Below are 13518 nucleotides of genomic sequence, written 5' to 3'. Positions count from 1 at the left end.
CAACCCTGATGGGAGCCGCGAAGAGATGGGGCTACGGAAGGCGGGAGGGAATTGGGTCGATGGAGACAGCTTCTTTGACCGGGACGCCGAAATCGAAGCGCTCCTGGAACGTGTCGAGGATGGCACGCACACCCTCCTAACCGCCCAGCGGCGCATGGGGAAAACCAGCCTAGTGCGGGAACTGCTCCGGCGGCTGGAGGGGCGCGGCGAATTTGCATCGGTGTTCGTCGACTTGGAGGATGCGACTACGGCTGCGGACGCCGTGGTGGAGATCGCGGCGGCATCTCGGAGGATTAGGAGTGCATGGAGCCGCACGAAGCACTGGATCACGCAGTCCTCGGACGTAGCCATGGATCGCATACAGGAGCTCGGCGTGAACGAGGTGCGAGTGAAGTTGCGTGCCGGAGTCGATGCCGGGAACTGGCGAGCGAGAGGCGATGCCGTGTTTACGTCGCTTGCCGAGAGCGAGAAGCCGGTGGTCTTGGCGATCGACGAACTTCCGATACTGGTGAATCGCCTTCTCAAGGGCCACGACTACTTAATGACGCCAGAGCGTCGGCGGGACGCAGACCTATTCCTGAGTTGGCTGCGCCGAAACGCCCAGGCTCACAGGGGTCGGATTCGCATGATCGTGTCAGGGAGCGTGGGCTTGGAACCGATTTTGGAGCAGGCCGAGTTGAGTGCCCACGCCAACATCTTCGCGCCCTTCGATCTCATGCCATGGGACGAAGAAATCGCGATACGTTGTCTCGGTGAACTGGCCGACTCTTATGGAATCCAGCTCCCGGAGGATGTTCGCCGCAAGATGTGCCGCCAACTGCGCTGCTGCGTTCCACACCATGTCCAGCAGTTCTTCGACAAGCTCCACGAGCATCTGCGGCGGGCCGGGCGCCTCTCGGCGTCGCTGGACGACGTGAGCCGGGTGTACTCGGAGGAAATGTTGGGCGTTCGAGGACAGGTTTATCTTGAGCACTACCAGAGGCGGTTGCGCTTGGTTCTGGGAGATGAGGGTTACGGTGTCGCTTTGGACCTGTTGACCGAGGCCGCGTCAAGCGATGGCGTGCTCACGAACAGGTCGATTCTGAGATATCGCGACTACGTCTCGTCTCTGCCCGACCGCCCAATCGTCCTACTCAGAGACGTGCTTCACGTGCTGGAGCACGACGGCTACCTGACTCGCAAAGACGATGGCTACCGCTTCGTATCGGGGCTGGTGGAAGACTGGTGGCGCGCCCGCCATTCGCACGGCTTCGTGCCGTTCGACAGCCGGTTGCAATAGCGAGGAATCTCCGTTCATGGCCATCGCGACCAAGAGCTACAATCCAGGATTCCTCTCGGACTCCGAGCTTAGGGAGATGTTCTGCGTGAGGGTGGGCGAGCTTCAGTCGATTGTCGAAACCCTGCGGGAGAACACGGGCAGTTCCAACCAGCATGTGATTGTGGTTGGCACTCGGGGCAGCGGGAAGACGACGCTTCTCCTAAGAGTCGCATCTGAGATCCGATCCGATTCCGAGCTCTCGTCCCGCCTACATCCGATCATGTTCGCGGAGGAGAGCTATCGCGTTGGGACCTGCGGTGAGTTCTGGCTGGAGTGTCTGTCCCGGCTGGCGCAGCAGGAACCTCTTGGCCACGAAGGTGCAGACCTCCGGTGCACGGTGGCAGAGATTTGGAAGGAGCGAGACGACAGGTTGCTACGCGAACGATGCCTGGCCGCACTGCTTGATTTCGCCGACCGGGAAGGGAAGCGGTTGGTTCTCGGAGTGGAGAACCTCAACATGATGTTCTCCGACATGATGGATGACGATGCTGGATGGTGCCTGAGGAAGACGCTCCAGACCGAGCCGCGCATCATGATGATCGCGACGGCGACGAGCCGGTTCGGCGAGATGGATAGACCTGATCGGGCGCTGTTCGACTTGTTTCGCGTGCTAACGCTACGGCCACTGGACAGGGACGAGAGTGCGGTTCTGTGTGAAAGCGTAGTCGGCAGGTCGCTGGAGCCGGGGGCGGCTCGGCGGGTACAGATACTCACGGGAGGCAGTCCCAGATTGCTGGCGATCCTGGCCCAGTTTTCCGCAACCAGGTCGTTCCGTGCTCTCATGGCCGACCTCTTGGAGCTTGTGGACGAGCACACGGCGTATTTCAAGAGCCACCTTGAGTCCCTGCCTCCCCAGGAACGGCGCGTATACTTGGCTCTCGCAGAGCTTTGGAAACCGGCAACGGCCCGTGAGGTGGCCGAGCGAGCGCGAACGGAGGTCAGCAAGTGTAGCTCCCAGCTCAAGCGACTGATCGGACGCGGCGTGGTGTCGCACGTCGGCGGTACGAGTCGTCGCAAGCACTACTACGCTAGCGAACGCCTCTACAACATCTACTACCTCCTGCGTCGAAGCCGTGGCGCCGACAGCTTGGTCGGGGCGCTGATCGAGTTCATGGACGCGTACTGTTCCCGGGCGGACCTAGCCGGGCTTGCGGATGGCATGGTGGCGGACATCGACGATGCGGATGCCGCCACGCGGGTCTACTATCGGATGGCGATCGAGAGGCTGAGCAGGCTGCCGGAACTGGCGTGGCATTTCCTGCGGAGGCACCCGGGATACGTTACCGACGACGTGAGGGAGGCTACCGACGAGGCGGGGCTGCTTCTCCAGCGAGCCGCGGTGGCGCTCGCACATGACGACAATGATCGTGCGCTCGGGGCTTGGAACGATTTGCTTCAGAGATTCGGAACCAGCGCGGAGATCACCGTTCAGGACCTTCTCGCCAAAGCCTTGGTCGAAAAGAGCAACCTCCTGTGTCGCCTCCGGAGATTTGATGAAGTGATCGTCGCCCACGACGAGGCGGTTGTTAGGTTCGTTCCCGACAGGTCTCCTGCGCTTCGGCGTGCAGTCGCGGATGCTCTCCTCAACAAGGCGGTCTGCTTGCGTGAGTCGGGACGGCCTGACGACGCGCTTGACGCCTGTACCGAGTTGATCCATGCCCACGGCGTCAATGATTCTGCCGTGTCGGTAGTGGCGGCACGAGCCCTCCGTGCGCTGCTCTTGGGTGAGCTGGATCAAACGGCGCATGAGATGGCAGCCTACGACGAGTTGGACCGTCTGTCTGTGTCGGGCCATGCGTCCTCGCCTCCGATCCTCGATCTTATTGCGGGGGCGCGCCTCACCAAGGCTGCCAGATTCTGTCGCTTGGGGCGCTGGGACGAGTCGATTGCGGAATGCGACAGGCTGGTGGCGGATTTCGGTGAGTGTTCGTCCGCTCGTCTATGGGAGATGACCGGGAAGAGCATGCTCTTGAAGAGTTCCGCGCTCGGCGTGCTGGGCCGCAGTCAGGAGCAGCGTTCGACCTGTGACGAAGTGTTAAACCGACTGGACAGGCATGACAGGGCTGTAACGGCAGGCGAGACCCCCGTGTGTGCCAGGACGACAACCCTCAGTCTGCGTGTCGAGGCGCATCAACTCCGGTTGCTGTCGTGCATCGGGCTGAGGGATACTCCCGCGGCGCTGAGCGACACCCGAGCCGTTCTTGGAATCCTCTCGCAGCTCGATGCTGTTCCCGACGGACTGATCGGAACCCTACTGTCCGCCAGTCTACTCCTCAGCTTCCCCCAGATGGCGACCCTCATCCGTGAGTCACCATCGGCTGATCGCCTGCTACCACTTACGACCGCTCTTGAGCTAGAGATGGGACTTCACCCCAGAGTTGCGATCGAAATCCGGAAGGTGGCGGAGGACATTCAGTTGGATCTCGCGCAACTTCATGGTCGTTCCAAGGCCTCGTAGGAGAAGGTGACGAGGGCCAAAGTGCCCGGGGTCTGCCACGGTTTCCTGACACCTGCCGCGAAGAGGTGACGCCCACAAAGGGGAAGCGGCCCTGGGACGACGAAAGGGTTGCCACTGCAATGTTCCTCCGCGTCTTCGGACGGGATGATCCAGCCGCAGTGGCACACCGGAGACCGGCCCGACTCCCTGCTCGCGGTGGCGGATTTACTCCGCGAGAACTGGCTCGTCGAGGTCCGTCTAGCGGAAGAATACGCAGCCGCCCGGCGCTCCGACGTCGAGCGTCTCCGTCTCGAGGCTGCGGAGGCCGAACTACTCTGCGAGGGCCGGTAATGGGACTCGGCGAAAAGGCACGATGGTGCGGAACGTGGACTTGGGCGGAACGCGGATCGGCGTGCCGCGGCGTGGCACGGATCACGGGCTGCCGTTCCCAGGGCTCGCCGCGCTTCCCCCACACCGTGTGCAGCAGCCGGTCGTAGGTAGGACGCGCCCCGAGTTCTGAGAGAGCACACGCAGCAACTCGTAGTACTCGGTGGCGGTGAGTTCGACCTTGCGGCCCGCGATGGTCGGTGAGAACGGCTTGACGATGTAGTCGGCCGCCCCAGTTCGAGCGCCCCTCGCGATGGTTTCGTCGTTGTCGTAGCCCGAGATGAAGCCCACCGGCAGTTCGGCGAGCTCGGGGATTCGCTTCATGAGGTCGATGCCGTCGATACCGGGAAGAACCAAGTCGAGAAGGCACGATATCGGCCGCTGGACCCTGGATCAGTGCCCCATTTCCTGCGGATCGCCCGTCGGCAGCGCGATCCAGCCCGCCGCGGCGATGGCGTCGCGAATCAAGGTTCCTCCTTCAATCTCTCGGTCTGCGGGTCGAACTCGTCCGAAAACATCGTATCGACATCAAAACGACGCCCTCGTACACGTTCCATCCATGGAAAACGTGCTAGATTTGGTGAGCAAATGAAAGAGAGGTAGAATGGCGCGGACGATCAGACGTCGTGAGAGGCTGCTCAGGGGTCGCACAATCGGCTACACGATGCTCGGATCCACGCTGACCGCGTGCGCGGAAGCCCAACCGACTGGGCCGAACGAGCTCGCTGAACCTCCCGTCACACCCGCACCGATCTCCGCGCTGCTTGCCAACTGTCGCAACGGGTTTGCCTTCGGATATCCCTGTAGTGGCGTGGACCTCGTAGCGCACCGTGAAGCGAGGAATCTCGGCCCGCACAGGGACGATGTCGGCTTGAACGACGTATGGGGCTGGACGGATCCCCAGACCGGAGTCGAGTACGCGCTCGTGGGACGTCACGATGGCCTCTCCATCGTCGACCTGTCGACCCCGACCGAGCCACGGACAGCGGCGTTCCTCCCCACGCACACGTATTCGAGCAATTGGCGCGACATGAAGGTCTACGCGGACCATGTGTACGTCGTCTCGGAGGCTTGGGACCACGGTATGCAGGTCCTGGATCTCACCAGGCTTCGCGCGCTGGAGGAGTACACGGAACTCAGGGCCGACACACACTACGGGCGCGTAGCTTCCGTCCACAACATCGCGATCAACGAGGAAACGGGCTTCGCCTATGCCGTCGGCAGCAACTCCGGCGGCGACACCTGCGGCGGCGGCCTGCACATGATCGATCTCTCGGACCCGAAGAGACCGACGTTCGCGGGCTGCCACGCCACCAACGGCACAGGACGGACAGGCACGGGATATGTTCACGACGTGCAGTGCGTCGTATACCGCGGCCCCGACGTGGAACACGGGGGGCGGGAGATCTGCGTGTCGTCGAACGAGACCGCCATCGTCGTGTCGGACGTGACGGACAAGGCCCGTCCGGTAACGCTTTCCACCGCCAGCTACCCCTACGCGGGATACGTGCACCAAGGGTGGTTCAACGAAGACCGGCTGTACTTCTACCAGAACGACGAGTTCGATGAGCGAGATCACGGGATGCCGACACGCCTGCTCGTGTGGGACTTCGAGGATCTCGACGATCCCGTCCTCGTGAAGGAGCATTGGGGGCCCACGGGCGCCATCGACCACGACCTCTACGTCCACGGCGACCTCCTGTACTACTCGAACTACACGTTCGGCGTGCGGATTTTGGACATCTCGAATCCCGCGAATCCCGTGGAGCGGGGTTTCTTCGACACGGTTCCGCTCCTAAACGACGTAACGACCACCGGCGCCTGGTCCACCTACCCCTATTTCGAGAGCGGCCTGTTCGTCACAACGAGCCGTAACGAGGGGTTTTTCGTGCTGAGGTTGCGGTGAGTCCGAGAACTGGCGCCGGGGGCTCCCGGTACCGCAAGGATCGGGACGGCGTGGCTCATCCTCCAGCGTCGGACCAAGCCCCCGGGAATTCATTCAACCAAGCGAGAATCGCGTGGGTAGAGCGCACTCCGTTCACCGGAAGCCCTCTTCGGTGGGTGCGATTAGGGATCCGACCTGCTGCTTTCGCGTCTCGCCCTACTGGCCCTTGGGGGCGCAACGGTCTTCTGATCGGTGACGACGTGCGGCGCGGTCCGGTGCTTGTCGTTGATCGATCGGGTCGGCTCTTGAGACCGCGTTGAGGTTTCCGCGGGCTCCGTCATGTGACTTGCGCGCTGGGCTTCGCGTTGGCGGCGTGTGCCACGCGGAGGAAGAATCGGTTTGATCTGGCTGGGGATCCGGATGGCGGCCGCGATCGGCCTCGTCGTCTTGACATTCGGCTACGCGATCACCGGAAACCACGCCAATGTCTGGCTGGGAGCGGGCTGCGGGCTGGCGATTGGCGTAGGCGTCGGGCTCAGGGGAGGCGCGCGGGGCAGCCTGTGGACCGGTATTCTGATCGGCTCGGCGGTCGGGGTCGTCACCGCGCTGTTGACCAGTTCTCAGTATTTCGGTTGGGGCCTCATCATCCCGCCCAGCACCCCTTTGGCGATCGGTCTGATCGACGGACTCGACCGCTCGTCGCTGTCCGGGTACCGGGACGTTGGTCGCGAGACCTTCTTTATGGCCGTTCTCTTGGGCTTCGGCTTGATCCCGGCGCTGGTCGTCGGCAACATCCCGATGTGGCCGCTCATGGCGGCGTACCCGCTCCTGGCCATGCCCTGGACGGCGCTCCTGGTTGGCCTGGTCTGCCACCGGCGCAAGGGATGGCGTGACGCCCGGCCTCCCCGACTCCTGATCCTCGGTGCGGCGGCCTTTCTAGCCTTGATGGGATTCGCGTACTGGTACGGCATCCTGCAGGAAGACACTTTGCTGCTCATCATCGCCGGGTTCTTTGCGCTGGTGGCGATCCAGGTGGTCGCGTTTCTCGTGGGGCGCGCCGCCGCCTCCTGGCTCCGACCGCGGCTGGAAGTGTACGGTCAGCTTGCCGCCTACCTTCGGGTCATGTGGATCCCCATCGGCGGGTTCGCGCTCGGCTACCTGACGATCATCTTCCTGTTCGCCGGTTTCTACGGGGCGCTGGAGCGCTTCAGCCCCGGCGCTTTCGCCGATGCAAGCACGGGGATCACCGGCTGGGTGTCCTTTTCTTTCTTCACCGCCTTGGCCCAAGACTACGCGGCCATCACCCCGGTCTCGGCCGCCGCCCGCATGCTGGTCGGCGTACACCTGGTCCTCTCCGTGGGTTGGGCGCTCGTCCTGTTCGCGGCGGTGATGACGTCCATAGAGCCGAAGCTCGCCCGGATCGCCCGGAGACACGCCGACGAAGACACCGACTGACCGACTGCAGGCGGAGACCAGCCACACCCGGAGGAGGCTATGATTTCGGGATCGCGACGACAAACGGTCTATCTGCGCGCCGGCTGTCAGTGCGAATGCACGAGATTCTGCCCTTCCCATTCTCTTAGCCGCTGCGATGAACCGCTGATTGATGGCGACTGGGATGTCCATCACAAGAACGAAGGCAGTGACGAATTCTGGAACCTGGAGGCGCTATGCAAGCCTTGCCATCATGAAGCGCAAAGCGAGCCGTAGTCGAGGGGCACGGCTCTTCTCACGGGAGGGGGCTGATCTTCCCGCGCGCCGGAGGAGCTTCAAGCCGTGCCGGGCGTGGATCGATCGCCCGGTAACCGAGGATGCGGTGCGGATTCCGCTCCCTCGTTCTTGGGCGAGACGAGGCAGCCGGCGGGAGGTGGCCGAGGGCGGCCCTCGCTCACGTGGTGGAGAATCAGGTCGAGGCGGCGTACGCGCGGTCGGACCTCGACCGGAGACGGGAGTTCGCCTCCGGACAAGACTTGGTAGACCTCGCCAGTTGCGGGTTCCTCCACCTCTTGCAGGGGCGAGAAGACCCCATTCCGGTATTCCGCTCTGATGATGCTCATGGTCCATTGACTCTAGCGGGCAACGCTCATCGCCGCCGACCTCGCCCGGAGTACCCCCTGCCCCTGTGGGCCGGGGCAGGGAACGCGCCGGACGGGTCCGCGGGACCGGCCGGCTCGAACCCACCGCCGATAGTGAACGCGTAGCCCCGCGCCGAGCGGGTTAGGCCGCCGGACAAGGCGAAGGGGCGGCCGCCCGGCAGGCGGACCGCCCAGCGGCCGCGCGCGTCTACTAGCGACCAAGGCTCGGGGCCGGCGGGCGCGTCCGGGCGCAGCGCGCCGTGCCGGTCGTTCCAGAGCGCGCCGGTTCCGGCGGCGGGGCCGCCCCAGCGCGGCGAGACGGAGAGCGAGAGCCCCTCCTCGGCCGCGGGGCTGCCGACGGTGAGGGTGACGCCCAGCCCGCGCTCCTCGTAGCCCCGGGCGGAGTGCAGCACCAGGAGCCGGCCCTTGGCGTCGATACGCACGGGTCCGCTCGCGGCCCGGAGCCCGCCGGCCACCTCGAGCCCCGTGCCCGTCTGGCCCGCGCCGCCGTCGCGCCGCGCGCTGGCCTCGGCGAACGGCTCGATGACGAGGCCGCCCAGGCGCGTGGACGGGCTCAGTTCGATGCCGAGCCGCTGCTGGTCCACGGCGGCGCGGCGGCCGTCCACCGTCTCGTCTCCGGCACCGGTCGCGAGGCTGGCCCACGCCGCGTCGGCGCGCAGCCCGAGCCAGCCCGCGACGCGGCGCCGGATCTCGAAGAGCCCGAGCCGCAGGTCCAGATCGCTCTCGCCCGAGCGGCCCGTCGCGCGGGCGTTCTCCGCCGACCCCCACCCGCCGCCGGCCATCCCCCACAGCGACGTGGCCCCGTCCGACCAGCGCAGGTAGGGATGCACGGCCGTCAGCGAGGTCTCGAGGCGTCCGTCGGCCGCGCCGGCGCCCCAGTCGCCCGCGCCCCGGCTCCTCGCCACCGCCACGCCCGCGAGCCAGCGCGCGCCGAGCGCACGGTCGATCCCGGCCCAGCCCGTCCGCAGGTCGCCCTCGTAGCCGCGCTCCGGTGCCGGGTCGCCCGCGAACGTCTGCAGATCGCCCTGTCCCCAGAGCCGCCAGCGCCCGCCGCCGCCCGCATCCCGCGCCCCGGCCTCGCCGCCGCCCCACACGAACGCGAACTCCGTGCCGCCCCCGCCGGGCGCTCCGATGCCCGCCGGGCCGGCCAGGCCGCCGAAGCCGGTCAGGCCCAGCGACGACGCCAGCTCCGCGGGACCCGGAGGCCCGCCCGTTCCGCGGCCGTCGGCGGCGTTCGCCGCCAACCGGGCCAGCCGCCGCCCGGCTTCGCGCCCGGCCTCGGCGAGCACGCCGCCGCGCGGATGGCCCGGCGCCGTCCAGCCCGCGAGCAGCCGCTCCGCCGCCTCGCGAACGCCCGCTCCGTCCAGCGGGATCGTGCGCCCCCCAACCGTCAGCCGCGACCGCTCGTCCGCGCCGCCCGACCCCACCCGGCGGCCCAGCGTCATGCGGGCGCTCGCCACGTGCGCCCGCGCCATCGCCGCCAGCGTTTCGTCGAGCACGGCGCGCACCAAGCGGTCGCTCGCGTTCACGGCGAAGGTCTGCGTCGCGGAGAGCCCGCCCGGGTCCCGCGCCGTCACCTCGATGGACGCGGGGCCGTAGCCGACCGGCGTCACCGTCAGCGCCGAGCCCGCCACCGTCACCGACGCCACACCCGGATCGGACGACACCGCCGTGTAGTCCAGCGGGTCCCCGTCCCGGTCCACGAAGTACGGAGCGAGGTCGAGCGCCGCCGGCCCGCCCCCCTCGTCGAGCGCCTGGTCCGGGATCGCGCCCACGGCCTCCGGAGCGTCGTTCACCGACGCGACCGCCACCACGACCTCCGCGGTCGCCGTGCCGCCGTTGCCGTCGGCCACCGTGTAGGTGAACCGGTCCGGGCCGTGGTAGTCCGCCCCGGGCGCGTACTCCACACCGCCGCCGCCCGCCGCGATCCGCGCCGTCCCGTGCCCCGGCTCCGTCACCGACGCGACCGTGAGCGCGTCGCCCTCGACATCGGTGTCGTTGGCCAGCACGTCGATCACAACCGGCTCGTCCTCCGCCGTCGCCGCCGTGTCGGCCATAGCCTCCGGAGCGTCGTTCACCGACGCGACCGCCACCACGACCTCCGCGGTCGCCGTGCCGCCGTTGCCGTCGGCCACCGTGTAGGTGAACCGGTCCGGGCCGTGGTAGTCCGCCCCGGGCGCGTACTCCACACCGCCGCCGCCCGCCGCGATCCGCGCCCTCCCGTGCCCCGGCTCCGTCACCGACGCGACCGTGAGCGCGTCGCCCTCGACATCCGTGTCGTTCGCCAGCACGCCGATCTCGACCTCGGTGTCCTCCGCCGTCCGCGCCGTGTCCGCCAACGCCTCCGGCGGCTCGTTCACGTTCGTCACCACAACCGTCACCCGCGCCCGCGCCTCCGCGCCGTGCGGGTCGCGCGCGGTCACCGTGAACTCGTAACGGTTCGGCTCCGCCTCGTAGTCCTCGCCCGGACCGGTGTACGTCACCGTGCCGTCCCGCGCGCCGATCTCGAAGCGCCCAGCGCCTCCCGCAGCCAAAGCGTACGTCACCACCTGGCCCTCCGGGTCCTCCGCCGACACGCGCCCCAGGTCGAGGAGGCCCGGCACGCCCTCGGGAAGCTCGAACGTGTACGCCGACGCCCCGAACGCCGGTGGCGCGTTCGCCACTTGGATGGTCACCGTGGCCGAAGCCGTCCCGCCACGTCCGTCGGAGACCCGGACGCTGACCACGACCGTCCCCGTGTCCGCGGGGGCCCGCCAGCGCGCCGACGCTCCGTCGGCCGCCCCCGCGACGCTGCCGAGGGGCGCGCTCCACGCGTACGTCAGCGCGTCTCCGTCCGGGTCCGAGGCCGTCGCGGTCAGACGCACCTCCCCGCCCGGAGCCACGGTGCACGGGTCGCACGACGCCGTTACCGTCGGCGGCTGGTTCGTCGGCGTGTCGCCGTCACCGCCATCGTCGCCGCCGTCGTCCATAATCGTCACCATCATCGAACTGGGACTGCCTTTCCCCACCGAGGGCGGTAGCGCGCTTCCCAGCTCCACCATGAGAGTCTCGTCGTCCGTGTCCGCGTCCCGGATCGTCGTGATCGTCCCCTCGCCGGTCATGGATCCACCCGCGACCGTGATGCTCGCCAGCGGGCCGTAGTCCCCCTGCTCCGCCGTGACCGCCTTCAGCTTCAGCGGGACCACTACGTCCGCCGTCAGCGCCTTCGAGAGCATCGCCGTGACCGTCACCGAAGACCCCTCGGGCACCGGATTCGGCGCGGCAGACAGCCGCACGGTGGGAGACGAGGTTCCCGTGTCCTCGAACTTCCATGTGCATTGCGCGGTGACGTCCGGCGCGTCCTTGAGCCTGTATTCGAATCCCTTGAAACCGGGGAAAGCCCGCCGCAACGAAGACAGAGGGGAGTGAGAGAAGGAGATCGATCGGCCGGACGTTCCGATCGGAAGGGATCCCTGCCAACGCTCCGAGTTGTCTTCGGAGATCGGTCGATACTCAGTCGCCATCTCCACCGCGGGTGCGGGCTTGAGCAAGAAATCGATCTGCGGCTGCACGGAGGTGTCCGTGACCGTGGCGCCGCACGCCGGGACGCCCTTGACGGACAGATCCCACGTGTCGTTGTCCCGCACGATGAAGATGATCTCCTGGAAGGGGAACGGCCTCCCACAGGGCACGGTGACGCGTCGCTCAAGCGAGACGCGGTGGTCGCCGAACGCATTGTTGTGGTGGAACGTGGCGCGCACCGCCTTCTGTCTGTTCGAGTCCTGCTCGTTCCAGCTGTGTGACTGCGGAGAGAGGCCAAGGAGGGTGCTGTCCGACGCGACAAAGTCAATCGTGGCCGGCGCACAGCCCTGCTCCACCAGATAGGCGAAGTTGACGTTGTAGGAAAACCCTTCCGTTACGGCGAATCCCATGGGCTCATCATCAATGGCGAGGACTGTTACCGAATGGCTGATGCCGTCATAGTTGGCCCCGGTTGCGGTATAGGTGACCGTCGCGCTCCGGTGCGCCGGTGGCTGATTGCGTATGTTGTCGTCGACTCCGGTGTAGGTCACGTGCTGCCTGGTGTTGTAGTTGGCCGACGTGAACGTCAGCGTCTTCGGGCTGACCGTCACCGCCGACGTGTTCCCACTGGCAACCTGCACCGTGACACTCCCAGTCGGTTCGCCGGCCAGCCATACTTCCTGCGTGTAGGTGCCGCCGTTCTCCGTGAGCCAAACGGCGCTCTTGTCAACGTTTATTCCGCGCGTGTGTTGGGCCGCGGCCGACTGCGGGACTCCGGCAGCGAACGCCAACAGGAATGCGGTGGCCAGGATGCAGAGATCGCGCTGTTGGCGCGCAGATCTCAGCGGCGATCCTGCCTTGGTCCGCGCTCGGCAGAGCATCTCGGGCTCGGGGGCTACGGCGGGTTGCTCGCCGGCCCGCGCGGCCTCGTCTCTTCCGGCAGCCGCCTCGTCATCTCCGCCCGCTGCCTGACCCCTCCACCGTACGTTCCACGGCTCCGATGAGATCGGTGTCGGCGGCGGACTTCTTCAGAAAGCCCGCCGCGCCAGCGTCGAGGGCGGGTACCAGGTACTCGTCCTCGTCGTGGATCGTCACAACCAGGACCTTCAGCCCAAGCCCGAGCTCGGTGATGCGCCGGGTGGCCTGGACTCCGCCCATCCCGGGCATCGCGAGGTCCATGATCACGATGTCCGGTCTCAGGGCTCGGGCCTTCTCCACGGCCTCTTCCCCGGACGTTGCCTCGCCCACGACCTCCACGTGCTCGGTGGTTTCGAGCAAGGCCTTCATGCTGGCACGCACCATCGGGTGGTCGTCGACCAGGAGCACGCTCACCACCGTTTGGGCCCCCTCGCCTCTTGCGGACCCAGGGCCGGCACGGCGACCCGAATCGCGGCCCCCTCTCCCAACGCGGTCTCCGCGGATCCAAAGAAGTTCACGGCGGCGGCCCCCCCGCCGCTGATGATGGCCGCGGCCTGGAAGGTGCGTTCGAACCGCACGCCGGCCGGATGACCGCTGACGGCGATGGTGTGAGTCCCGGCCTCCACGTTGTCGAACCGGAACGACCCTCCCCCGGTCGTCGTGACGGCGGCAACGCCGTCCAGGGTGACCGTCACCCCGTCGGCGCCCTCGCCATCGATCGAAACCTGCCCCGTGATCGCGTCGGCGGGCGGCGGAAGGAAGGGGTCCTCGATGCTCGCGGCCACCGCGAACAGCATTAACAGCGCCGCCACCTTCCAGGAGTTGCCCCTCATGGCTCCGTGGCTCAGGGCATCTTGCATGGGCCGGGATCTCCTTCGTCTCGCCGAATACTGGAGCGGCTCTGGCTTCTCCGAGGCACGCTGCAACAATATCCGGAGACGGGCATGCGGCGCGTAAGCGGAAAATCCCGTCAATC

At 66.7% G+C, this 13518-nt stretch carries 9 protein-coding genes; 5 read left to right on the top strand and 4 right to left on the bottom strand.

Annotated features, from left to right (window positions below):
• The first annotated feature begins 25 nt into the window (after window positions 1-25).
• From ACQY5G_RS01620 to ACQY5G_RS01610, 3 genes are all read left to right on the top strand, one after another.
• Window positions 26-1279, top strand: a complete 1254-nt coding sequence (locus tag ACQY5G_RS01620; protein ID WP_428276391.1) for an ATP-binding protein — start codon at window positions 26-28, stop codon at window positions 1277-1279.
• Window positions 1280-1295: 16 nt separating this feature from the next.
• Window positions 1296-3776: a helix-turn-helix domain-containing protein gene (locus ACQY5G_RS01615; protein WP_428276389.1), complete on the top strand. Its 2481-nt coding sequence runs from the start codon at window positions 1296-1298 to the stop codon at window positions 3774-3776.
• A gap of 144 nt (window positions 3777-3920) precedes the next feature.
• Window positions 3921-4106 (top strand): hypothetical protein, encoded by a 186-nt coding sequence (locus tag ACQY5G_RS01610; protein WP_428276387.1) that lies wholly within the window; start codon window positions 3921-3923, stop codon window positions 4104-4106.
• Between the two features lie 81 nt (window positions 4107-4187).
• Here ACQY5G_RS01610 and ACQY5G_RS01605 read toward each other — a convergent pair whose 3' ends face one another.
• Window positions 4188-4499: a response regulator transcription factor gene (locus tag ACQY5G_RS01605; protein WP_428276385.1), complete on the bottom strand. Its 312-nt coding sequence runs from the start codon at window positions 4497-4499 to the stop codon at window positions 4188-4190.
• Window positions 4500-4746: 247 nt separating this feature from the next.
• Between ACQY5G_RS01605 and ACQY5G_RS01600 the strand changes: the two genes are divergently transcribed.
• Window positions 4747-6048, top strand: coding sequence for a choice-of-anchor B family protein (locus ACQY5G_RS01600; protein WP_428276383.1), 1302 nt, complete (start codon window positions 4747-4749; stop codon window positions 6046-6048).
• 378 nt (window positions 6049-6426) lie between these two features.
• Complete coding sequence (locus tag ACQY5G_RS01595) at window positions 6427-7482, top strand: hypothetical protein (RefSeq protein ID WP_428276381.1); 1056 nt, start codon at window positions 6427-6429, stop codon at window positions 7480-7482.
• Window positions 7483-8110: 628 nt separating this feature from the next.
• Here the strand turns inward: ACQY5G_RS01595 and ACQY5G_RS01590 are convergent.
• The 3 genes from ACQY5G_RS01590 to ACQY5G_RS01580 all read right to left on the bottom strand — a co-directional run bounded on the left by ACQY5G_RS01590 (window position 8111) and on the right by ACQY5G_RS01580 (window position 13402).
• Window positions 8111-12265 (bottom strand): Ig-like domain-containing protein, encoded by a 4155-nt coding sequence (locus tag ACQY5G_RS01590; protein WP_428276379.1) that lies wholly within the window; start codon window positions 12263-12265, stop codon window positions 8111-8113.
• 310 nt (window positions 12266-12575) lie between these two features.
• The gene (locus ACQY5G_RS01585; protein ID WP_428276377.1) at window positions 12576-12956 is read right to left on the bottom strand and encodes a response regulator; all 381 of its coding nucleotides are present in this window, start codon (window positions 12954-12956) and stop codon (window positions 12576-12578) included.
• The gene (locus tag ACQY5G_RS01580; RefSeq protein WP_428276375.1) at window positions 12953-13402 is read right to left on the bottom strand and encodes a hypothetical protein; all 450 of its coding nucleotides are present in this window, start codon (window positions 13400-13402) and stop codon (window positions 12953-12955) included. The genes ACQY5G_RS01585 and ACQY5G_RS01580 overlap by 4 nt, the downstream gene beginning before the upstream one ends.
• Window positions 13403-13518: the final 116 nt, after the last annotated feature.

The sequence above is a fragment of the Candidatus Palauibacter sp. genome, assembly GCF_965261555.1.
GTDB lineage: Bacteria > Gemmatimonadota > Gemmatimonadetes > Palauibacterales > Palauibacteraceae > Palauibacter.
This window is presented reverse-complemented; position numbering and strand designations above follow the sequence as displayed.